Annotated in this window: 20 protein-coding genes and 1 pseudogene; 11 read left to right on the top strand and 10 right to left on the bottom strand. The window is 71.5% G+C overall.

What is annotated here, in order from left to right; genetic code table 11:
- The first annotated feature begins 27 nt into the window (after positions 1-27).
- From JOD65_RS21425 to JOD65_RS21455, 7 genes are read left to right on the top strand one after another with little or no spacing between them, the layout of a single operon-like run.
- On the top strand, positions 28-1,377 hold the full coding sequence (locus JOD65_RS21425; protein ID WP_307821320.1) for a saccharopine dehydrogenase family protein: 1,350 nt from the start codon (positions 28-30) through the stop codon (positions 1,375-1,377).
- A 2-nt stretch (positions 1,378-1,379) separates the two neighbouring features.
- Positions 1,380-2,744: a 4-aminobutyrate--2-oxoglutarate transaminase gene (gabT, locus tag JOD65_RS21430; RefSeq protein WP_191194615.1), complete on the top strand. Its 1,365-nt coding sequence runs from the start codon at positions 1,380-1,382 to the stop codon at positions 2,742-2,744.
- Complete coding sequence (locus JOD65_RS21435; RefSeq protein WP_191194614.1) at positions 2,744-4,198, top strand: NAD-dependent succinate-semialdehyde dehydrogenase; 1,455 nt, start codon at positions 2,744-2,746, stop codon at positions 4,196-4,198. Before gabT ends, JOD65_RS21435 begins: the two co-directional genes overlap by 1 nt.
- Positions 4,199-4,205: 7 nt before the next feature.
- Positions 4,206-5,567, top strand: coding sequence for a transaminase (locus JOD65_RS21440; RefSeq protein ID WP_191194613.1), 1,362 nt, complete (start codon positions 4,206-4,208; stop codon positions 5,565-5,567).
- On the top strand, positions 5,564-6,040 hold the full coding sequence (locus JOD65_RS21445; RefSeq protein ID WP_191194612.1) for a helix-turn-helix domain-containing protein: 477 nt from the start codon (positions 5,564-5,566) through the stop codon (positions 6,038-6,040). Before JOD65_RS21440 ends, JOD65_RS21445 begins: the two co-directional genes overlap by 4 nt.
- Positions 6,041-6,049: 9 nt before the next feature.
- Positions 6,050-6,493, top strand: a complete 444-nt coding sequence (locus tag JOD65_RS21450; protein ID WP_191194611.1) for a VOC family protein — start codon at positions 6,050-6,052, stop codon at positions 6,491-6,493.
- A 32-nt stretch (positions 6,494-6,525) separates the two neighbouring features.
- Positions 6,526-6,945: a hypothetical protein gene (locus JOD65_RS21455; protein WP_191194610.1), complete on the top strand. Its 420-nt coding sequence runs from the start codon at positions 6,526-6,528 to the stop codon at positions 6,943-6,945.
- Positions 6,946-6,973: 28 nt separating this feature from the next.
- Here JOD65_RS21455 and JOD65_RS21460 read toward each other — a convergent pair whose 3' ends face one another.
- The 8 genes and pseudogenes from JOD65_RS21460 to JOD65_RS21495 form a co-directional block, all read right to left on the bottom strand.
- Positions 6,974-7,564 carry a mismatch-specific DNA-glycosylase gene (locus JOD65_RS21460; RefSeq protein ID WP_191194609.1) on the bottom strand — a complete coding sequence of 197 codons (591 nt, stop codon included), beginning with the start codon at positions 7,562-7,564 and terminating at the stop codon, positions 6,974-6,976.
- A gap of 106 nt (positions 7,565-7,670) precedes the next feature.
- Positions 7,671-8,864, bottom strand: coding sequence for an elongation factor Tu (gene tuf, locus JOD65_RS21465; protein WP_191194608.1), 1,194 nt, complete (start codon positions 8,862-8,864; stop codon positions 7,671-7,673).
- Between the two features lie 73 nt (positions 8,865-8,937).
- Positions 8,938-11,055 (bottom strand): elongation factor G, encoded by a 2,118-nt coding sequence (fusA, locus tag JOD65_RS21470; RefSeq protein ID WP_191194607.1) that lies wholly within the window; start codon positions 11,053-11,055, stop codon positions 8,938-8,940.
- 89 nt (positions 11,056-11,144) lie between these two features.
- The gene (rpsG, locus tag JOD65_RS21475) at positions 11,145-11,615 is read right to left on the bottom strand and encodes a 30S ribosomal protein S7 (RefSeq protein ID WP_191194606.1); all 471 of its coding nucleotides are present in this window, start codon (positions 11,613-11,615) and stop codon (positions 11,145-11,147) included.
- A complete protein-coding gene (rpsL, locus tag JOD65_RS21480; protein ID WP_056906817.1) occupies positions 11,615-11,986 on the bottom strand; it encodes a 30S ribosomal protein S12 in 372 nt (123 codons plus the stop codon). The genes rpsG and rpsL overlap by 1 nt, the downstream gene beginning before the upstream one ends.
- 200 nt (positions 11,987-12,186) lie before the next feature.
- Positions 12,187-13,443, bottom strand: a pseudogene (locus JOD65_RS21485) (MFS transporter); the annotation flags it as partial.
- 57 nt (positions 13,444-13,500) lie between these two features.
- Positions 13,501-13,944, bottom strand: a complete 444-nt coding sequence (locus tag JOD65_RS21490) for a MarR family winged helix-turn-helix transcriptional regulator (protein WP_224747163.1) — start codon at positions 13,942-13,944, stop codon at positions 13,501-13,503.
- Positions 13,945-14,149: 205 nt separating this feature from the next.
- A complete protein-coding gene (locus JOD65_RS21495) occupies positions 14,150-15,637 on the bottom strand; it encodes an NCS2 family permease (RefSeq protein WP_204811327.1) in 1,488 nt (495 codons plus the stop codon).
- 69 nt (positions 15,638-15,706) lie between these two features.
- Between JOD65_RS21495 and JOD65_RS21500 the strand changes: the two genes are divergently transcribed.
- Complete coding sequence (locus tag JOD65_RS21500) at positions 15,707-15,994, top strand: DUF2530 domain-containing protein (protein ID WP_254182517.1); 288 nt, start codon at positions 15,707-15,709, stop codon at positions 15,992-15,994.
- A gap of 10 nt (positions 15,995-16,004) precedes the next feature.
- Positions 16,005-16,601 carry a class I SAM-dependent methyltransferase gene (locus tag JOD65_RS21505; protein WP_191194604.1) on the top strand — a complete coding sequence of 199 codons (597 nt, stop codon included), beginning with the start codon at positions 16,005-16,007 and terminating at the stop codon, positions 16,599-16,601.
- A 28-nt stretch (positions 16,602-16,629) separates the two neighbouring features.
- Here the strand turns inward: JOD65_RS21505 and JOD65_RS21510 are convergent, their stop codons facing one another.
- Positions 16,630-17,424, bottom strand: a complete 795-nt coding sequence (locus tag JOD65_RS21510) for a DUF3027 domain-containing protein (protein WP_372440138.1) — start codon at positions 17,422-17,424, stop codon at positions 16,630-16,632.
- A gap of 110 nt (positions 17,425-17,534) precedes the next feature.
- Here JOD65_RS21510 and JOD65_RS21515 point away from each other — a divergent pair, with 110 nt between their 5' ends.
- Complete coding sequence (locus JOD65_RS21515; RefSeq protein WP_191194603.1) at positions 17,535-18,992, top strand: MFS transporter; 1,458 nt, start codon at positions 17,535-17,537, stop codon at positions 18,990-18,992.
- A 34-nt stretch (positions 18,993-19,026) separates the two neighbouring features.
- Here JOD65_RS21515 and JOD65_RS21520 read toward each other — a convergent pair whose 3' ends face one another.
- Positions 19,027-19,422: a cold-shock protein gene (locus JOD65_RS21520; protein ID WP_191194602.1), complete on the bottom strand. Its 396-nt coding sequence runs from the start codon at positions 19,420-19,422 to the stop codon at positions 19,027-19,029.
- Between the two features lie 214 nt (positions 19,423-19,636).
- Here JOD65_RS21520 and JOD65_RS21525 point away from each other — a divergent pair, with 214 nt between their 5' ends.
- Complete coding sequence (locus JOD65_RS21525; RefSeq protein WP_191194601.1) at positions 19,637-21,748, top strand: S8 family serine peptidase; 2,112 nt, start codon at positions 19,637-19,639, stop codon at positions 21,746-21,748.
- Positions 21,749-21,804 lie beyond the last annotated feature (56 nt).

Here is a 21,804-nt window from a genome sequence, read left to right on the forward strand (position 1 = left end):
CCTTCCCCTCCCGCTAGGAGAGATCGAGTGCCTGGACCCATGCGCGTGCTGATGGTCGGCGCCGGTGGCGTCGGTGACGCCGCGGCCCGGATCGCGGTGGAGCGCGACTTCTTCGAGGCCTGGGTGGTGGCCGACTACGACGTCGAGCGGGCCGAGCGCACCGTCGAGGCGGCGCGCGGGCGGCGTACGGGGGAGGAGCGCTTCAGCGCCGCGCAGGTCGACGCCTCCGACGCCGACGCGGTGACCGCACTCGCACGCGAGGTCCGGGCCACCCACGTCTTCAACGCCGTGGACCCGCGCTTCGTGATGCCCATCTTCACCGGTGCGCTCGCCGCGGGCGCCGACTACCTCGACATGGCGATGAGCCTGTCCGCACGCCACCCCGACGCCCCCTACGAGAAGGTCGGCGTCAAGCTGGGCGACGAGCAGTTCGTCCGGGCCGCGGAGTGGGAGGCGGCGGGACGGCTCGCCCTCCTCGGCATCGGCGTGGAGCCGGGCCTGTCCGACGTGTTCGCCCGCTACGCCGCCGACGAGCTCTTCGACCACATCGACGAGCTCGGCACCCGCGACGGCGCCAACCTCGTCATCCGCGACGACGACGGCAACGAGGTGTTCGCCCCTGGCTTCTCGATGTGGACCATCATCGAGGAGTGCCTCAACCCGCCCGTGGTGTGGGAGCGGGAGCGGGGCGGTGGCGACCTGGAGGCCGGCTTCTTCACCCTGCCGCCCTTCTCCGAGCCCGAGGTGTTCGACTTCCCCGAGGGCATCGGGCCCGTCGAGTGCGTGCACGTCGAGCACGAGGAGGTGCTCCTCATGCCTCGCTGGGTCGAGGCCGACCGGGTCACCTTCAAGTACGGCCTGGGCGAGGAGATGATCGGCATCCTCCGCACCCTGCACACGCTCGGCCTCGACTCGACCGAGCCGGTGTCGGTCAAGGGCGTGCAGGTCTCGCCCCGCGACGTCGTCGCCGCGTGCCTGCCGGACCCCGCCACGATCGGCCCGCGGATGGAGGGCAAGACCTGCGCCGGGCTCTTCGTCACCGGCACCGGCAAGGACGGCGCGCCACGGTCGACGTACCTCTACCACGTGGTCGACAACGCCGACTCGATGCGCGACTACGGCGCCCAGTGCGTGGTCTGGCAGACCGCGATCAATCCCGTCGTCGCGCTGGAACTCCTGGCCGACGGCACCTGGTCGGGCAGCGGCGTGCTCGGGCCAGAGGCCCTGCCGCCGAAGCCCTTCCTCGACCTGCTCGCTGCACCCAAGCCCGAGGGATACGGATCCCCCTGGGGAATGGAGGACAGAACACCCCACGACGTTCTTCTCCCCCGCTCCGCTCCTCCGAACAACGCCGCAGGGACCCCGAAAAGAGGCTGAACATGACCCTGTCCCAGGAACGCATCCTGGCCACCGACATCCCCGGGCCTCGCTCGCAGGCGCTCCAGGCCCGCAAGGTCGCAGCCGTCTCCGCCGGCATCGGCACCACGCTGCCGATCTACGTCGAGCAGGCCGGCGGCGGCATCCTGCGCGACGTCGACGGCAACCAGCTGATCGACTTCGGCTCGGGCATCGCCGTCACTACGGTCGGCAACGCCGCCCCGCGCGTGGTCGAGGCGGTGCAGCGACAGGTCGCCGACTTCACCCACACGTGCTTCATGGTCACGCCCTACGAGGAGTACGTCGCGGTCTGCGAGAAGCTGGCCGAGCTGACCCCGGGCGACCACGAGAAGCGGTCGGCGCTCTTCAACTCCGGGGCGGAGGCGGTGGAGAACGCCGTCAAGGTCGCGCGCCACCACACCGGCCGCGACGCGATCGTGGTCTTCGACCACGCCTACCACGGCCGGACGAACCTCACGATGGCGCTGACGGCCAAGACGATGCCCTACAAGCACCGCTTCGGCCCGTTCGCCGGCGAGGTCTACCGGGCACCGATGGCCTACCCCTACCGCTGGCCGGGTGGCGCGGAGGCGTGCGCGGAGGAGGCCTTCGACGCGTTCGTCGCGACCGTGCACACCCAGGTGGGCGAGGACAGCTGCGCCGCGGTGCTCATCGAGCCGATCCAGGGCGAGGGCGGGTTCATCGTGCCGCCGCCGGGGTGGCTCGCGCGGGTGGCGGACTGGTGCCGCGAGCAGGGCATCCTGCTGATCGCCGACGAGATCCAGACCGGCTTCGCGCGCACCGGCGACTGGTTCGCCTGCGACCACGAGGGGGTCGTCCCGGACCTGGTGACCACCGCCAAGGGCATGGCCGGCGGCCTGCCCCTGGCAGCCGTCACGGGTCGCGCGGACGTGATGGACTCCGTCCACGTCGGCGGCCTCGGCGGCACCTACGGCGGCAACCCCGTCGCCTGCGCCGCTGCGCTCGCCGCGATCGAGACCATGGAGGCCGAGGACCTGCCCGCCCGCGCACGGGAGATCGAGGCCGCCTTCCTGCCGCGGCTCCGCGCCCTCGCCGAGCGCCACCCCGACCGGGTGGGCGACGTCCGCGGACGCGGCGCCATGCTGGCGGTCGAGCTCGTCAGCGACGGCCCGGGACGTACGCCGGACGCCGCCCTCGCGGGTGCCGTGCACCGCGCCTGCTCGGCGCAGGGGCTGGTGACGCTGACGTGCGGCACCTTCGGCAACGTGTTCCGGTTCCTGCCGCCGCTCGCGATCGGCGACGACCTGATGAGCGAGGGGCTCGACATCTTCGAGGCGGCCTTCGACGCGGCCGCCGGCTCGTCCGCCGGTGGCAAGGTGGAGTGATGGCGACCGAGAGCGTGATCGACAACCTGCCCAAGCAGCTCCTCGTCGGAGGGACCTGGGTCGACGCCACCGGAGGCGCGACCTTCCAGGTGTCCAACCCGGCGAACGACCAGGTGCTGACCAGCATCGCGGACGCGACGCCGCAGGACGGTGAGCGCGCCCTCGCGGCTGCCGCCGACGCCCAGCGCGAGTGGCGTACGACCGAGCCGCGCAAGCGGGGCGAGATCCTGCGGAGCGCCTTCGAGCTGCTCACCGAGAGGGCCGACGACTTCGCCCGGCTGATGACGCTGGAGATGGGCAAGACGCTGGCGGAGGCGAAGGGCGAGGTGGCCTACGGGGCCGAGTTCTTCCGCTGGTTCTCCGAGGAGGCCGTCCGCATCCACGGCCGCTACTCCACCGCACCGGCCGGCAACACCCGGCTCATCACCATGAAGGGCCCCGTCGGCCCGACGCTGATGATCACGCCCTGGAACTTCCCGCTCGCGATGGGGACCCGCAAGATCGGTCCGGCGATCGCCGCCGGCTGCACGATGGTGGTCAAGCCGGCCCACGAGACGCCGCTCACGATGCTCGCCCTGGCCGCCCTGCTCGAGGAGGTCGGCCTGCCGGCCGGCGTGCTCAACGTCGTCACCACGACCGACTCCGGGGGCGTCTGCGAGCCGATCATCAAGGACCCGCGCCTGCGCAAGCTCACCTTCACCGGGTCCACGGTGGTCGGCAAGAAGCTGGTGGCCCAGGCCTCCGACCAGCTGCTCCGGGTGTCGATGGAGCTCGGCGGCAACGCCCCGTTCGTGGTGTTCGAGGACGCCGACCTCGACGCCGCCGTCGACGGCGCGATGCTGGCCAAGATGCGCAACATCGGCGAGGCGTGCACCTCGGCCAACCGGTTCCTGGTGCACGAGTCGGTCGCCGAGGAGTTCTCCCGCCGGTTCGCCGAGCGCATGGGAGCCCTGACGGTCGGGGACGGCACGGAGGACGGGGTGGACGTGGGTCCGCTCATCACCGAGAAGGCCCGCGCCGGCGTCCACGAGCTCGTCGAGGACGCCGTCTCCGGCGGTGCGCGGACGCTCGTCGGCGGCGCGGTCCCCTACGGTGCCGGGCACTTCTACCCGCCCACGGTCCTGGTCGACGTACCCGCCTCGGCACGGGTGTTCCGCGAGGAGATCTTCGGCCCCGTCGCGCCGGTCTCCACCTTCGGCGACGAGGACGAGGCGGTCCGGCGGGCGAACGACACCGAGTACGGCCTGGTGGCCTACGTCTTCACCCGCGACCACGCCCGTGTGCTCCGCGTCAGCGAGGCGCTGGACTTCGGCATGGTCGGGATCAACACCGGCATCGTGTCCAACCCCGCCGCCCCCTTCGGTGGCGTGAAGCACTCGGGCTTCGGCCGCGAGGGCGGTTTCGAGGGCATCGAGGAGTACCTCGAGACCAAGTACGTCGGCAGCGCCCTGTGAGGTGTCCGTGACGACGGTCGACCGGTCCCGGCTGGCCGCCCTGCACGCGGAGGAGGAGCAGCGCTTCGTCGACCTGCACCCCACCTCGGCGCGGCTGGCGCAGGAGGCGGGCGAGCACCTCCTGGCGGGCGTACCGATGCCGTGGATGACCCGCTGGCCGGGCTCCTTCCCGCTGTTCGTCGAGTCGGCGGCGGGAGGCCGCTTCACCGACGTCGACGGCATCGACCACGTCGACCTGTGCCTCGGCGACACCGGCTCGATGACGGGCCACTGCCTGCCGGCGGTGGCCGAGGCGGTGCGTGAACGCACCGAGCGCGGCATCACCACGATGCTGCCCTCCACGGACGCCGCATGGGTCGCCGGCGAGCTCAGCCGCCGCTTCGGACTGCCCCGGTGGCAGATGGCGATGACGGCCACCGACGCCAACCGCTTCGTGCTCCGCTTCGCGCGCCACCTCACCGGCCGCCCGCGGATCGCGGTGATGGACTGGTGCTACCACGGCACGGTCGACGAGACGCTCGGCGTCCTCGAGCACGGCCGTGCGGGCGACCGGGTCGTCGCGCGGCCCGGCGCGCTCGGACCGCAGGTCGACGTCGCCACCACCACCGCGGTCGTGCCGTTCAACTACCTCGACGCCCTCGACGCGCGGCTCGCGGAGGGCGACGTCGCGTGCCTGCTGATGGAGCCGGCGCTCACCAACATCGGCATCGTGCTGCCCGACGAGGGCTACCTCGCCGGCGTCCGGGAGGTGACCCGGCGCCACGGCGTGCTGCTCGTCAACGACGAGACGCACACGATCTGCGCCGGACCGGGCGGCGCGACGGCGGCCTGGGACCTCGACCCCGACCTCGTGGTCATCGGCAAGCCCATCGGAGGTGGCATCCCGGTCGCGGCCTACGGCATGACCGAGGAGGTCGCCTCGCGGCTCGAGGGTCCGATGCTCGGGCACGACATCGACGTCGCCGGCGTCGGCGGCACCCTGTCGGGGTCGGCGCTCGCCATGGCCGCCGTGCGGGCCACCCTCTCCACCGCCCTCCGGCAGGAGGACTTCGACGTCTCGATCCCGCTGGCCGAGCAGTTCACCGACGGCATCCGGGACGTCATCGCCCAGCACGACCTGCCGTGGCACGTCCAACGGCTCGGTTGCCGGGCCGAGTACTGGTTCTGCCCGCCGCCGCGCACCGGCGCGGAGGCCGCGGCCGCCGTCGACGAGGAGCTCGACGCGTTCTTCCACCTCTGGACCGTCAACCGCGGCGTGCTGCTGGCGCCGTTCCACAACATGTCGCTCTTCTCGCCGTTCCACGACAGGTCGGACGTCGATGCGCACACGTCGGCGTTCCGCGGCGCCGTGGAGGCGCTGCTCGGATGACCGGGCGCACGACCGGGCCGCGACGTGTCCCCGGCGACGTGCTGGTGCACCTGCGCCGCACGCGCGACCACCTCGATCGGCACTTCGCCGAGCCGTTCGACCTCGACCACCTCGCGCAGCTCGCCGGGATGAGCCGCTACCACTTCATCCGGTCCTTCGCGATGACCTACGGCCGGACGCCGGCGGCGTACCTCGCCGAGCGCCGCGTCGAACGGGCCCAGGACCTGCTGCGTGCGGCCAACCTGACCGTGACCGAGGTGTGCCACGCCGTCGGTTACAGCAGCCTCGGCTCGTTCAGCTCCCGCTTCCGCGAGATCGTCGGTGAGAGCCCCAGCGACTTCCAGCGGCGCTACGCCGCGGCCGGGAACCCGCGCATCCCCGGGTGCTACGTCTTCATGGCCGGGCTCGTCGAGAGGCGCGGTGCGGACACGACCGCAACGCAGGAGAAGCAGGACGGCGCCGGTCCTTCCTAGGCTCGTCGCATGATCACCAACATCTCCCTCCTGTCCGTCTGGGTGAAGGACATCGACGAGTCCCTCGCCTTCTACACCGACGTCCTCGGCTTCGAGGTCGGCGACGACCTGCAGCTCGGACCCGACTTCCGCTGGTGCACCGTCTTCCACTCGAAGCAGCCCGAGGTCCACCTCCACCTGACCACTCCCAGCGGCCCCCTCCCCGACTACCTCATCGAGGCGATGAAGCGCGCTCAGGACGAGGGCGGCCTGCCCGGCATCGGGATGAACGTCGACGACTGCCACGCGACCTACCGGGACCTCAAGGCCAAGGGCGTGGAGTTCCTGCAGGAGCCGGAGGATCGGCCCTACGGCGTCGAGGCCCTGATGCGCGACAACTCCGGCAACTGGATGGTGCTGGTCGAGAAGCGGGACTACGTCCCCGAGGACTTCGACGGGGTCGACATGGGCTGACGCCCGGAGCGCGCCCGGCGTACCGTGGACGGATGAGGAGCTGGCTCATCACCGTCGGCGCGCTGCTGCTGGCCCTGGTGCTGCTCCGACTGGCCTGCGCCGCCCTCCGGGGCGACCTCGCCGAGTGGCGCAGCGCCCGAGCCGCTGCACGGCGCGCGCGGCGCGCGCGGCGGCACGGGGCCGACGTGGTCCCGCTCCACCGACCGGTCGAGCGGGTGGGCGCAGACCTGCGCCGGCTCCACTCGACCTTCCACCGCGGCGGGATGCGCTTCGCGAAGTACGAGGGCTGCCGGCTGGCCTACGACCGGGTCCTCGGCGAGGCCGCCGACATGACGAGGTGCCCTCACCTGCTGGCGGTCCTCCCGCCCGGCGAGGAGCTCGACCACGAGCGCGAGCGGGTCGAGTGGCTGCTCGTCCAGCACGGCCTGCTCCCGCCGCCGTACGCCGCCTGACGGGCGCTCCCGGCACCGCGGGGTCGGGTCACGGCTCCGGCGTGCTCCCGAGCACCCCGGCTGCCCGCGCCGCCTCGGCGTAGGCCCGGGCCAGCGTGGCGATGGTCTCGTGGGCGTTGAGCCCCGACGGGTTGGGCACCACGAACACGCGCGAGGCGCCCCAGCGTCCGGGCTGCTCGCCGACCGTGGCCCGGGGCTCGCCGAACGCCGTGCGGTAGGCGGTGACGCCGGCAACCGCCACGACGCCCGGGCGGCGATCGGCCACGAGTGCGCGGAGCCGCTCCCCGCCCTCCCGCAGCTCGGTTGCCGTGAGCTCGTCGGCCCGTGCCGTCGCGCGCGCCACCACGTTGGTGATGCCGATCCCCTGCCGCCGGAGCACGTCGCGGTCCTCGTCGCTCATGCCCGCTGCCGGGTCGATCGCGGACGTGAGGATCCCGGCGCGCAACAACGCGGGGTAGAACCGGTTGCCGGGGCGGGCGAAGTGGGACTGCGTGGCGGCGGTCCACAGGCCCGGGTTGATGCCGACGAAGAGCAGCCGCAACGGCTGGCCGGCGGCCGGGAGGAGGTCGGGGACCTCCACGTCCCGGAAGGACTCGAGCTCGGCCCTGGTGAACCCCATGGCTCCCATCCTGCCGGGCAGGTCCGACCCCGACGCACGAGACCCCGCCTCCCTTGCGGGAGACGGGGTCTCGGATGTTGCGGTGCCGGTCAGTGACCGGCGGCGATCACTTGGTGATCTTGACGACGCGGCCGGCGCCGACCGTGCGGCCACCCTCGCGGATGGCAAAGCGCAGGCCCTCGTCCATCGCGATGGGCTGGATGAGCTCCACCGACATCTCGGTGTTGTCACCCGGCATGACCATCTCGGTGCCCTCGGGCAGGGTCACAACACCGGTCACGTCAGTCGTACGGAAGTAGAACTGGGGACGGTAGTTGTTGAAGAACGGCGTGTGACGGCCGCCCTCGTCCTTGCTGAGGATGTAGACCGAGGCCTCGAAGTTCGTGTGAGGCGTCGTGGTGCCCGGCTTGATGACGACCATGCCGCGCTCGATGTCCTCGCGCTTGGTGCCACGGAGGAGCAGACCGACGTTCTCGCCCGCCTGGCCCTCGTCGAGGAGCTTGCGGAACATCTCGACACCGGTGACGGTCGACTTCTGGGCGGTCTCGCGGATGCCGATGATCTCGACCTCCTCGTTGACCTTGACGATGCCGCGCTCGATGCGACCGGTGATGACGGTGCCACGACCGGTGATCGTGAAGACGTCCTCGACGGGCATCAGGAAGGGCTTGTCGGTCTCGCGCTCGGGCGTCGGGATGGACTCGTCCACCGCCGTCATGAGCTCGACGATCGACTCGCCCCACTTCTCGTCACCCTGCAGGGCCGGGAAGGCAGCAACGCGAACCACGGGGATGTCGTCGCCCGGGAACTCGTACTCGGAGAGGAGCTCGCGCACCTCCATCTCGACGAGCTCGATGAGCTCCTCGTCGTCGACCATGTCGCACTTGTTGAGCGCCACGACCAGGGCCGGCACGCCGACCTGGCGGGCGAGCAGCACGTGCTCACGCGTCTGCGGCATCGGGCCGTCGGTGGCGGCGACCACGAGGATCGCGCCGTCCATCTGGGCCGCGCCGGTGATCATGTTCTTGATGTAGTCGGCGTGACCGGGGCAGTCGACGTGCGCGTAGTGGCGCGCCTCGGTCTGGTACTCGACGTGCGCGATCGAGATCGTGATGCCGCGCTGGCGCTCCTCGGGAGCCTTGTCGATCTGGTCGAACGCCGAAGCCTCGTTGAGGTTCGGGTACTTGTCGTGCAGCACCTTGGTGATCGCCGCGGTCAGCGTCGTCTTGCCGTGGTCGATGTGACCGATGGTGCCGATGTTGACGTGCGGCTTGGTCCGCTCGAACTTCGCCTTAGCCACTGGGGCTCCTCCTGATTGTTGTTACTTGACTCGTGGGTGTGGGGTGGTGCTGGTGCCGAGGATCCGGGCGAGATTACTCGCCGCGGACCTTCTTGATGATCTCGTCGGCGATGTTCGTGGGAACCTCGGCGTACGAGTCGAACTCCATCGAGTACGACGCCTGACCGGAGGTCTTGGACCTCAGGTCGCCAACGTACCCGAACATCTCGGACAGGGGCACAAGGGCGTTGACGACCATGTCGCCGTGACGCTCCTCCTGAGCCTGGATCTGGCCACGACGCGAGTTGATGTCGCCGATCACGGTGCCCAGGAACGTGTCGGGCGTGGTGACCTCTACGGCGAACATCGGCTCGAGCAGGACCGGCTTGGCCTTGCGTGCGGCCTCCTTGAAGGCCTGGTTGCCGGCGATCTTGAACGCGAGCTCGGACGAGTCGACGTCGTGGTAGGCGCCGTCCTCGAGGGAGAACTTCACGTCCACCATGGGGTAGCCGGCGAGCACGCCGAACTCCATGGCCTCCTGGCCACCCTGGTCGACCGAGGGGATGTACTCCTTCGGCACGCGACCACCGGACACGTTGTTGACAAACTCGTAGCCCGCGCCGGTGCCGGTCTCCGGGTCGATGTTCGGACCGAGGTTGACGACAACCTTGGCGAACTGACCCGAACCACCGGTCTGCTTCTTGTGGGTGTAGGAGTGCTTCTCGACCGTGTTGCGGACGGTCTCGCGGTAGGCCACCTGCGGCTTGCCGACGGTCGCCTCGACGCGGAACTCGCGCTTCATGCGGTCGACCAGGATCTCGAGGTGCAGCTCGCCCATGCCGGCGATGATCGTCTGGCCGGTCTCTTCGTCGGCCTTGACCGTGAAGGTCGGGTCCTCGTCGGAGAGGCGCTGGATCGCGGTGCCCAGCTTCTCCTGGTCGCTCTTCGTCTTGGGCTCGATCGCGACCTCGATCACCGGGGCCGGGAACGTCATCGACTCGAGCACGACCTGGTTGTTCGGGTCGCTGAGCGTGTGACCGGTCTTGGTGTCCTTCAGACCCATCACGGCCACGATCTGGCCGGCGCCGACCGACGCGATCTCCTCACGCTTGTTGGCGTGCATCTGGTAGACCTTGCCGATCCGCTCCTTGCGGCCGTTGACCGAGTTGACCACGGTGGAGCCGGCCTCGAGCTTGCCGGAGTAGACGCGGACGTAGATCAGCTTGCCCAGGTGCGGGTCGGAGGCGATCTTGTAGGCGAGGCCGGAGAACGGCTCGCTGTCGGACGGCTGGCGAACGATGACCTCGTTCTCGTCCTTGACCGAGTGGCCCTGGATGCCGTCGATGTCGAGCGGCGACGGCAGGAACTTGACGACCGCGTCGAGCAGGGGCTGGACGCCCTTGTTCTTGAACGCGGTGCCGCACAGGACCGGGTTCAGCTTGTCGGCGAGGGTGGCGCGACGGATCGCGGCCTCGAGCTCGGCGACGGTGAAGTTCTCGTCACCCTCCTCGAGGTACTTCTCCATGATGTCGTCGTCGGCCTCGGCGAGCGTCTCGATGAACTTCTCGCGGTACTCCGCGGCCTGCTCGGCGAGCTCGGCCGGGATCTCCTCGACCTCGTAGTCCTCGCCCATGGTGGTCTCGCCGCGCCAGGTGAGGGCACGCATGCCGACCAGGTCGACGACACCGAGGAAGTCGGACTCGGCACCGATGGGGAGCTGGAGCACCAGCGGGGTGGAGTTGAGGCGCTCGACCATCATGTCGACGCAGCGGAAGAAGTCCGCTCCGGTGCGGTCGAGCTTGTTGACGAAGCACATGCGGGGGACGGAGTACTTGTTGGCCTGGCGCCACACCGTCATGGTCTGCGGCTCGACACCGGCGACACCGTCGAACACCGCCACGGCGCCGTCGAGGACGCGCAGCGAGCGCTCGACCTCGGCGGTGAAGTCCACGTGGCCGGGCGTGTCGATGATGTTGATCTGGTGGTCCTTCCACCAGCAGGTCGTCGCGGCGGACGTGATGGTGATGCCGCGCTCCTGCTCCTGCTCCATCCAGTCCATCGTGGCGCCACCCTCGTGGACCTCACCGATCTTGTAGGTGATGCCGGTGTAGAAGAGGATGCGCTCGGTGGTGGTGGTCTTGCCGGCGTCGATGTGCGCCATGATGCCGATGTTGCGGACCTTGTTGAGGTCGGTGGTGATGTCGACAGCCACTGTTGTGTCTCAGTCCCTCGGAAGTTGGTGGGAGCTCGTGGGGTGAGGGGCCGTACGACGCGCGGTGCGGGTCGTACGGCCCCTCGCCGTCACCAGCGGTAGTGAGCGAAGGCCTTGTTGGACTCGGCCATCTTGTGGGTGTCCTCGCGCTTCTTCACAGCGGCACCGAGGCCGTTGCTCGCGTCGAGGATCTCGTTCATCAGGCGCTCGGACATGGTCTTCTCGCGGCGGTCGGCGGCGTAGCCCACGAGCCAGCGCAGGGCCAGCGTCGTGGAGCGGTTGGCCTTGACCTCGATCGGGACCTGGTAGGTCGCGCCGCCGACGCGGCGGGACTTGACCTCGATGGCCGGCTTGACGTTGTCCATCGCGCGCTTGAGCGTGACGACGGGGTCGGTGCCGGTCTTCTCGCGGCAGCCCTCGAGAGCGGTGTAGACGATGCGCTGCGCCACAGCCTTCTTGCCGTCCTGCAGGACCTTGCTCACGAGCTGGGTGACCAGCTGGGAGCCGTAGACCGGGTCGACGACGAGGGGGCGCTTGGGAGCGGGACCCTTGCGAGGCATTACTTCTCCTTCTTCGCGCCGTAGCGGCTGCGGGCCTGCTTGCGGTTCTTGACACCCTGGGTGTCGAGCGAGCCGCGGATGATCTTGTAGCGGACACCGGGAAGGTCCTTCACACGGCCGCCGCGCACGAGCACGATCGAGTGCTCCTGCAGGTTGTGACCGACACCCGGGATGTAGGCGGTGACCTCGACGCCACTGCTCAGGCGCACGCGGGCGACCTTGCGGAGGGCGGAGTTCGGCTTCTTCGGGGTGGTCGTGTAGACGCGGGTGCAGACGCCTCGGCGCTGCGGGGATCCCTTCAGGGCAGGCGTCTTGTTCTTCGACACCTTGTCCTGGCGGCCCTTGCGGACCAGCTGGTTGATGGTGGGCACCTGGTGGTTCCCTCTCTCTGTCTGCTGTCACGGCCCGGCGAGGTGCCGGGCTCGGGTGTCATGCGTTGTTGCGCGTGCCTGTTGCGAATTCCGTGGCCAGCCGGGGCGCGCGGCATGAGAGGCCGCGGATTCCGGAGCATGGGCATGGGTCTGGACGTGCCAGACACGAGGATTGAGGCTACTCGTGCGCCACGGCAGAATCAAAATGCCGCTGTCGCCGCCTGGACGGCCGTTTCGGGCACGCGGCGGTCGCGCTCGCGCCGTGCCCGGTCGGCCCTGAGGTAGAGGCCCGCGGAGAGGGCCACACCGGCGATCGTGAGCAGCCCGCCGCCCAGCAGCGTCCAGCGTGCGCCGTACTCCTCGCCGATCCAACCGATGATGGGCGCGCCGACCGGCGTGCCGCCCATGAAGATCATCAGGTAGAGGGCCATCACCCGGCCGCGGACCCCGGCGTCGGTGTGCAGCTGCATGTAGGTGTTGGCGCTGGTGATGAAGGTCAGCGCGGTGAGGCCGGTGACCGGCGCGAGCAGCGCGAACGTGAGGTAGGAGGGCATCAGCCCGGCGAGCATCACCGACAGGCCGAACGCCAGTGCGGCGCCCACGACGAGGCGGTGGCGGACCTGGGTGCGCCGCGCGGCGAGCAGGGCACCGGTCAGCGAGCCGACAGCCAGGAAGGTGCCGAGGAGGCCGAACTCCTCGGGCCCCTTGCCGAACACCTCGGTGGCCATCAGCGCGGACGTGATCTGGAAGTTGAGGCCGAAGGTGCCGGCGAAGAACACCAGTCCCAGCACGAGCAGCAGGTCCGGGCGCGCCCGGACGTAGGCCACGCCCTCGCGGATCGCGCCTGGCCCGCGGTCGGCGGGCGCCGCGGCGTCGATCCGGCTGGCGTCGAGGTGGCGCAGCGACCAGATCGGGGCGGCGTACGACACCGCGTTGAGCAGGATGACCCAGCCGGTCGCGACCGATCCCCCGCCGAAGGCGGCGATGAGCAGGCCGGCGAGGCCGGGGCCGACGAGCCGGGCGGCGTTGAAGCTGGCGGAGTTGAGGCCGACGGCGTTGGTCAGGTCGCCCGGCTCGACGAGCTCGGAGACGAACGACTGCCGCGCCGGCGCGTCGAACGCCGACGCCGAGCCGAGCAGGAAGGCGAGGACGTAGACGTGCCAGACCTCGGCGACGCCGGTGACCGCGAGGATGCCGAGGACGGCGGCGGGGAGCGCCATGCCGAGGTTGGTGAGCTGCAGCAGTCGCTGCTTGGGCATCCGGTCGGCGACGAGGCCGGCGAACGGCGTCAGCAGCAGGAACGGCAGGAACTGGAGCCCGGTCGTGATGCCCAGCGCGGTGGCGCCGGACCCGACGGCGAGCTCGAGCACCAGCCAGTCCTGGGCGACGCGCTGCATCCAGGTGCCGGTGTTGGACACGACACCGCCGGCGGCGTACAGGCGGTAGTTCGCGTTGGAGAGGGAGCGGAACGTGGGACTCGTGGTGACTCCTCAGTCGGTCATTCGGTCAGGTGGTCAGTCGGCGACGGCGAGCCGGGCCAGGATCGGCGCCGCGTCGCGGAGGGTGGCGCGCTCGGCCGACGTGAGTCCGGCGAGGCGCTGGGACAGCCAGGCGTCGCGGCGCTGGCGGTCGGCCAGCACGGCGGCACGACCGGCGTCGGTGATGGAGACGACGACCTGGCGTCCGTCGGTCTCGTGGGGACGGCGCTCGACGTAGCCGTCGCTCTCCAGGCAGTTGACCGTGCGGGTCATCGACGGCGGCTGGACGCGCTCGGCGCGGGCCAGCTCTCCGACGGTCTGCTCGCCGATCCGCACGAGGAGTCCGAGCACGACCATCTGCGGGATGCTCAGGTCGTTGTCGGGGTGGCGCTCGTTGACGAGTCGGCGGCGCAGGCGCATGACACCGGCCCGGAGCTCTGAGGCGAGCCCGGCATCGGTGCGGAGGTCAGCGGTCGGCATATCGTTAGCATAACTCATTACTTGTGCTAACTATTCCGCTGCGGACGACGTGGTCCACGTGGGCGGCCGGGCCGTCGAGCTCCCGGGCTTGGTGGGGAAGTCCGTCACGTGGAGGGGGTTGCAACCGCCTACATGTGACGAAGTCCCCGCACGTGCGGGGACTTCGTCAACAGGATGGCGAGGGCCCGCGGGGGGCCTCAGACGGTCAGGAGAGCCAGCCGCTGATCGGCGTGTAGGCGAAGTAGACGACGAAGAGGGCCGCGACGACCCACATGATCGGGTGGACCTCCCGGGCCTTGCCGACCACGACCTTGATGAAGACGTACGCCACGAAGCCGGCGCCGATGCCGACCGAGATCGAGTAGGTGAAGGGCATCAGGACGACGGTGAGGAACGCCGGGATGGCCACCTCGAGGTCGCGCCAGTCGATCTCGGTGACCTGCTGCATCATCAGGAAGCCCACCAGCACCAGCGCCGGGACGGCAGCCTCCGACGGGATGGCCGCGACGAGGGGCGTGAAGAAGGTGGCGAGAAGGAACAGCGCACCGGTGACGATGGAGGCCAGGCCCGTGCGGGCGCCCTCGCCGACACCCGAGGCGCTCTCGATGTAGGACGTGTTGGACGACACGCCCGCGGCGCCACCGGCGATCGCGGCGACCGAGTCGACGACCAGGATCCGCTGGGCGTTGGGCGGCGTGCCCTCCTCGTCGTTGAGGCCGGCCTCGGCGCCGATGGCCGTCATCGTCCCCATCGTGTCGAAGAAGTCGGCCAGCAGCAGCGAGAAGACGAGGAGCAGCGCGGCCAGCACACCGGTGCCGGCGCTGCCGAAGGCGCCGAACAGGTCGACCTCTCCGAGGGTGTCGAAGGACGGCAGCCCGACGATGTCGCCGCTGAGGGTGGGCACGCTGAGCGACCAGCCCGTGGGGTTGTCGCCCGACGCGGCACCCAGCTCGGCGATCGCCTCCACCACCACGGCGACCACGGTGGTGACCAGGATCGAGATGAGGATCGCGCCGCGCACCTTGCGCACCCAGAGGGCGATCATGAGCGCCAGGCCCAGGCAGAACACCAGCACCGGCCAGCCGCCGAGGTGGCCGTCGGCGCCGAGCTGGACCGGGACGGTGGTCTGGAAGGCGTCGGGGATGCGGGTCACGACGCGGGCGTCGACGAAGCCGATGAGGGCGATGAACAGGCCGATCCCGACCGAGATCGCGACCTTGAGCTGCTGCGGGACGGCGTGGAAGACGGCCTTGCGGAAGCCGGTGAGCACGAGCAGCAGGATCACGATGCCCTCGAGCACCACGAGCCCCATCGCCGCCTCCCAGGTGGACTGGCGGGCGATCGTGTTGGCGACGAACGCGTTCAGGCCCAGCCCCGTGGCCAGGGCGAGCGGGAAGTTGGCGAACCCGCCCATGGCGATGGTCAGCACGCCGGCGACCAGCGCCGTTCCGGCCGCGATGGCCGGGATGCCGCTGCCCGGCTCGGCCCCGCCACCCAGGAAGGCGCCCGTCGAGTCGGGCACGAAGCCCAGGATGAGCGGGTTCAGCACGATGATGTAGGCCATCGTCAGGAAGGTCACGAGGCCGCCGCGGACCTCACGGCCGACGGTCGAGCCTCGCTGGCTGATCTTGAAGAATCCGTCGAGGCCGCCGGCCTGCGGTCGCTGCGGTGCGGTCTGGGTCTGTTCGGTCACGAAACGGCAGTGTGGCAGAACCGTGCTACGTCCGTGTTTCGCGGATGTGCCCGCGTGTAGCGTGAGCGCGTGGACCTGGGCGACGAGCAGCCGACGCAGCACGAGATCGGTCGGCGCACCTACATCGTGGCGCAGGTCGAGCCGCTCGACGTCGACGGCGTCCGCACGACCGAGGTCGGCACCGCGCTGTGGCTGCTGGGTTTCCTGGGCCTGCTGCCCTTCTGGGGCGCCCTCGAGGACAGCGGCCGCACCTGGTGGCTCTGGACCTGCCTCGCCGGTTTCGGGCTCGGCCTCTGCGGTCTGGAGTACTGCCGTCGCCGCCGCAAGGAGCGGGCCTCGCAGCAGGCGGTCCGATGAGCGTCCTCGCATGAGTCGTACGCCGACGCGCTGGGAGCTCGCGGGCGAGGACAACCGCGGCTACGGACGCCACTTCGCCGACCTCGTCACTCAGGGCGCCGACGTCGCCGGGGAGGCCCGGCTGGCCGACGCCCTGGTCCCCCGCGGCGCCCGCATCATCGACATCGGCTCCGGCATGGGCCGCGTCGCGGCCGAGCTGGCGGCTCGGGGCCACGACGTCGTCGCGACCGAGCCCGACCCGGCGCTCCGCGACCAGTCGAGGGCGACGTACGCCGACCTCGCCGTCCTCCCCCACGACGCGCTCGCCCTCGACCCGGCAGAGTTGGGCACGTTCGAGCTCGCGGTGCTCGTCGGCAACGTGATGATCTTCCTCGCCGAGGGCACCGAGCGGAGCGTCCTGCAGCGGGTGCGCGACCTGCTCGCCCCGAGCGGGCGCGCCCTCGTGGGCTTCCACCTGCAGGCGGTCAAGGCCGGCAGCCGCACCTATCCCGCCGAGGAGTTCGTCGCCGACGTGGAGGCGGCCGGGCTGCGGGTGGTGCACCGGTTCGGCAGCTACGAGCTGCACGAGCCGGTCGACGACTACGCCGTGTGGGTCCTGGGCCGCTGACCCGGCGCCCGGGTCGGGACCGTGCGCCTCAGAGGGGCTCGAGCTCGTCGTCGACCACGGTGTCGTGCACGTGGTCCGGGAGCGGGAGTGGCTGCTGCTTGCGCGCGAGCTTGACCTCGGAGTGCGCGCCACAGCCGTGATCGACGGTGACCACGCGGCCGTCGTCGTTGGCGTTGCCGTTGGCGCAGACGCCGAAGCTCATCGACAGCGACCCGTTGAGACGGACCAGGAAGCCGCAGGACCAGCAGGTGTCCGGCGCGCTCTTCGCCAGTGGCGCCTCCGGACCGCCGGGTCCGGCGTGCCAGCGCTCGGCCGCCATGTCGAGTCCCTCGCGGCTCAGGGTGCGGACGCGGCCCAGCCCGAGGTCCTCGGCCACGCGGCGCACCTGCGCCCGGGCGTCACCGTCGAGCGGCGTGTCGATCGGGTCGTCGCCGACCAAGTAGGTCGGGACCAACCTGGCGTCCTCGTCCTCGACGGGCAGGAGGTCGCCGGGCGAGAGGTCGCCGGGCTGGAGGCGTTCCTTGTAGGGCACCCAGTCAGGCGCAACGATGGCCTCGTCGCCGGGCAGCAGGACGACCTCGTTGACGGTCAGGTCCTTGCCGCGCTTGGCGCGGGTCAGGGTGACCGACCAGTACCAGCCCGGGTAGCCCGGGCGGGTGCAGGAGAAGTGGTGGGTGACGACGCGCTCGCCCTCGGCGCGGGCGCCGAGGTGGTCGCCGAGGTCGGTCGGCTCGGCGACCTCGAGGACGACGCTGCGCGCCAGCTCCACGGCCTTGGCGAGGACCGAGTCGGGCTTGCCGGCACGAGCGGGGAGAGCTATCACCTGCGCATCATGGCAAATGGCTGGTGGTCCTGTCCCGTCGGGGACGCCGGACGGGACCAGACCTGCGGGTGTCGGGCGCGGAGCCGGGAGCCGTACGTCAAGATGGTGCAGTGACGTCCGACCGCCCCGAACCCGCCCCGGGTCCGCAGTCGGAGCGCTCCGACACCGCCACCGACGCACCCCGCTCGGGCGCCGATGCACCCGGGACGGGAGCCGGCGCACCCCGCGCGGGCGCCGTACGACGCTCGTTCGCCGGGGCTGCCCGAGGAGCCCGGGCGGCCGGTCGCGGCGCGGGGACCGCCGGGCAGTTCGCGGTCGCGCAGACGCGGCGGGCCACCCGCGCGGAGGGCGCCGGCGACTCGGGACTCTCGCGACTGATCGAGCTCCACGCCTTCAACGCCGCCGGTGACGCCGCCGTCGCCATCTCGCTCGCCGGGACCCTGTTCTTCCAGGTCCCGACCGGGGAGGCGCGCGGCCAGGTCGCGCTGTTCCTGGGCCTGACCATGCTGCCCTTCGCGATCGTCGCGCCGCTGATCGGTCCGTTCCTGGACCGCTTCAGCCACGGCCGCCGGTGGGCCGTGGGCGCGACCATGGCGATCCGCTGCTTCCTCTGCTGGGTGCTGGCGACGGCCGTGGTCACCGAGTCCGACTGGCTGTTCCCGGCGGCGCTGGGCTGCCTCGTCGCCTCCAAGGCGTACGGCGTCACGCGCGCCGCCGCGGTCCCCAGGCTGCTGCCGCCCGACCTGACGCTGGTCAAGGCCAACGCCCGCGTGTCCCTCGCGGGCGTGGTGGGCGCGGGCCTGTCCGCGCCGCTCGCCATCCTCGCCTCGACCTTCGGCCCGGAGTGGTCGCTGCGCTACGGCTTCCTGGTCTTCGTCCTCGCGACGATCTGGGCGATCCGGCTCCCGCAGAAGGTCGACGCCAGCCAGGGCGAGGGCGAGATGGTGCTGACCGGCTCGACCGACGAGGTGCGCACCGGCCGACGCCCGCGCACCCGCATCCCCGGGGCGGTGGCGTTCGCGCTGCGGGCCAACTGTGGACCGCGGTGGTTCTCGGGCTTCCTCACGATGTTCATGGCGTTCCTGCTGCGCGACAACCCGATCGGCGAATGGCGGCCCGAGGTGCTGCTCGGGCTCGTGATCGGCGCGGCGGGCCTCGGCAACACCATCGGCATCACGATCGGGTCGCTGCTCAGACGCCTGAACCCCGCGATGACGGTGGTGCTCGCGCTGCTGGCCGACGTCGTCGTCGCGACCCTGGCGGCCTTGTTCTACGGGCTCGCCACCCTGGTGCTGCTCGGGCTGACAGCGGGCCTGGCGCAGTCGCTCGCCAAGCTGTCCCTCGACTCGACGATCCAGCGCGACATCCCCAGCCGCATCCAGGCCAGCGCGTTCGCCCGCTCCGACACCACGCTTCAGCTGGCGTGGGTCATCGGCGGCTTCGTGGGCATCGTGATGCCGCTGATGCCGCAGCTCGGTCTCGGCATCGCGGCCGGGGTCCTGGGGCTCTGGGCGGCGTTCGTGCTGTTCAGCCGCTCGGACCGGGCGTCACGGCCCGCGCGCACCTGACGACGCCGTCAGTCGCGGTGGATGGCGCGGTGGATCAGGCGTCGAGCTCGTCGGCGAGGGCGCGCAGCACCTTCGCCGTGCCGCGCGCGGCGGCACGCTCGGGGTGCCGGCCACGCCGGTAGGTCTCCTCGACGCCCTCGAGCATCTTGATGAGGTCCTCGACGATCGTCACCATCGCCTCCGGCTGCTTGCGCTGGGCGTTGCGCTGGTTGCGCGCGACCGAGGCGGGGGCGTCGAGGACGCGCACCTGCAGCGCCTGGTCGCCGCGACGGCCCTGGGCGATGCCGAACTCGACCTTCGTGCCGGCCTTGAGCGTGGTCGTGCCCTCGGGCAGCGCGTCGGCGTGGACGTAGACGTCCGGGCCGTCCTCCTGCGACAGGAAGCCGAAGCCCTTCTCCGTGTCGTACCACTTCACCTTGCCACTCGGCACGGTCCACCCCACTCAGCTCTGCACTCGGCGCCGCGTGGTTCCACCCGGCCGGGCACAGGATAGGGGGCTCCACCGACCCCCGACCAACGGGTTGTGGCGCCGGGTCCTGGGGGAGGGCTTTGATTTGGTGACGCCACTGCTGGGACCATGGGAGGCTCGGGGGCCCCACCGCTGGGAACGGAGGGCGACCACAGCTGCTGAGCGGGAGAGACACGTGCCGACACGACGGACCAGACGGTTGATCGGCTGCGGCCTGCTCACGCTCGCCCTCGGCCTGTCCGTCCCCGCCGTCGCGACCGCCGGCGATGCCCCGCCCACCGCTGCGCCGGGCGCCCTCGCCCTCGTGACGATGAACGGCGGCGGCACCGCGGCCGGCCGCGCGGAGGCACCCGAGCTGCTGGCCGAGCAGGACGCCGTGCTCACCGCCGTCGGTGCGGGCGAGCCCGTCTACCGCTGGACCACCGCGCTCAACGGCTTCGCGGTCCGGCTGACCGAGGCGCAGCTGACCGCCCTCGTCGACCAGCCCGGCGTCGCCTCGGTCGAGCCCGACTCCATCCGCCCGATGGCCGGGCGCACGTCGTTCGCAGCCGTCCGTGGCGCCGCGAGCAACCCGCGCCTGCGAGGTGGAGCCGGCGTGGTGATCGGTGTCGTCGACTCGGGCATCGCGCCGGAGTCGCCGGCCTTCGCGGAGGTGCCGGGCCTCGGCGCCGACCCCGAGGGCTTCGCCGGCGGCTGCGCCGAGGGCGACGGCTGGACGGCCGACGACTGCACCCGCAAGATCGTCGGCGCGCGCTGGTACGTCGACGGGTTCGGCGCCGACCGCGTCAGGTCGTCGGAGTCGCTGTCGCCCCGCGACGCGCTCGGCCACGGCACGCAGGTCTCCTCGGTCGCGGCCGGCAACGCCGGCGTCAGCGTCCGGGTCGACGACCGTGACGCCGGCTTCTTCGGCGGCGTGGCCCCGCAGGCGCGGGTCGCCACCTACAAGGCCTGCTGGGGAGCACCCGACCCCGCCGACGACGGCTGCTCGACCGCCGACGTGGTGTCCGCGGTCGACGCCGCGGTCGCCGACGGCGTCGACGTCCTCAGCCTCGCCCTCGCGGGGGGCGAGCTCATCGACACCCTGCAGGTCGCGCTCCTCGGCGCCGCCGAGGCCGACGTGGTCGTCATCGGCGCGTCCGGCAACGCAGGCAGGTCGGCCTACGCCGCGCACGCGGCCCCGTGGGTCACGACCGTCGGCGCCGCCGTCGGCCGGATGTCGCGGGGCCGGGTCGCGCTCCCCGGCGGCCGGTCGTGGGACGGCGGCGGGCGTCCAGCCACCGTGCGAGGCCGCGCCGTGCTGGCCCAGGACGCGGCGACCCCCGGGGCGTCGCGACGCGAGGCCGCGCAGTGCCGCCTCGGGGCCCTCGACTCGCGCCTGGTCGCCGACCGGGTCGTGGTCTGCCAGCGGGGCGCTATCGGGCGCATCGACAAGTCCGAGTCCGTCGCGCAGGCCGGTGGCCGCGCCATGGTGCTCGTCAACCGGCGCCCCGGCTCGGTGACCGCCGACCTCCACTCCGTCCCGACGGTCCACCTGTCCGCGTCGGCCGGTCGCACCTTCAGCCGCTGGGTGTCGCGCCACCCCGGCACCCGCGTGACGGTCTCCCGCGTCGCCGGTGACCCCGGGACGCGACGTACGGCCCGGTGGAGCGCTGCCGGCGACCCCCGCGGGACGTCGGTCAAGCCGGACGCCGTGGCCGACGGCGACGCCGTGCTCGGCGCCTTGCCGGAGTCCACCGGCCGCACGTGGGGCGTCTTCAGCGGCAGCTCGGCGGCCACCGCCCACGCGAGCGGGCTCGCCGCGCTCGTCCTCGGCGAGCACCCCGACCGGTCGGCCTCGGTCGTCCGGTCGCTCCTCGCGACGTCGGCCCGCCCGATCCCCGGCTCCTCCGTCCTCGAGCAGGGCGCAGGTGCCCTCCCGAGCCGCGCTCCCAGCGCCCACCTCGCGCTCGAGGTCGCTCCCGAGCAGTGGCGCCGCGCGATGCGTCACCACTCGCTCGCGCGGCTCAACACGACGTCGCTCCTGATGCCGGCGCGGCAGCGCCGGGCGGTGCGCACGGTGACCAACATCGGCACCCGCCCGGAGTACTTCTCGGTCACCACGCGCGGCTTCACCACCCACCGTGTGCGGGTGCAGCCCCTCGCCGTACGCCTCGCCCCCGGCGAGTCGGCCGACTTCACGATCACGGTCTCCGGTCCCACCGCTCCCGGGCGGCTCGACGACGGCATGCTGGTCTGGCTCGGTGCCCGCGGGGGCGTCACCCGCGTGCCGGTCGCCCTGACCCGCTGACCTGCCCGTACGCCGACAGGCCGCCGTCCACGAGGGACGACGGCCCGTGCGCGGGC

The organism is Nocardioides cavernae (assembly GCF_016907475.1).
Lineage (GTDB): Bacteria > Actinomycetota > Actinomycetes > Propionibacteriales > Nocardioidaceae > Nocardioides > Nocardioides cavernae.

Bases quoted from the DNA above. Each gene is read 5' to 3' on its own strand.
- JOD65_RS21445 (WP_191194612.1), top strand. From the start codon at position 5,564: ATGACCGGGCGCACGACCGGGCCGCGACGTGTCCCCGGCGACGTGCTG.
- rpsG (WP_191194606.1), bottom strand. From the start codon at position 11,615: ATGCCTCGCAAGGGTCCCGCTCCCAAGCGCCCCCTCGTCGTCGACCCG.
- JOD65_RS21505 (WP_191194604.1), top strand. From the start codon at position 16,005: ATGAGTCGTACGCCGACGCGCTGGGAGCTCGCGGGCGAGGACAACCGC.
- JOD65_RS21460 (WP_191194609.1), bottom strand. From the start codon at position 7,564: ATGGGGTTCACCAGGGCCGAGCTCGAGTCCTTCCGGGACGTGGAGGTC.
- JOD65_RS21450 (WP_191194611.1), top strand. From the start codon at position 6,050: ATGATCACCAACATCTCCCTCCTGTCCGTCTGGGTGAAGGACATCGAC.
- JOD65_RS21455 (WP_191194610.1), top strand. From the start codon at position 6,526: ATGAGGAGCTGGCTCATCACCGTCGGCGCGCTGCTGCTGGCCCTGGTG.
- gabT (WP_191194615.1), top strand. From the start codon at position 1,380: ATGACCCTGTCCCAGGAACGCATCCTGGCCACCGACATCCCCGGGCCT.
- JOD65_RS21490 (WP_224747163.1), bottom strand. From the start codon at position 13,944: ATGCCGACCGCTGACCTCCGCACCGATGCCGGGCTCGCCTCAGAGCTC.
- JOD65_RS21435 (WP_191194614.1), top strand. From the start codon at position 2,744: ATGGCGACCGAGAGCGTGATCGACAACCTGCCCAAGCAGCTCCTCGTC.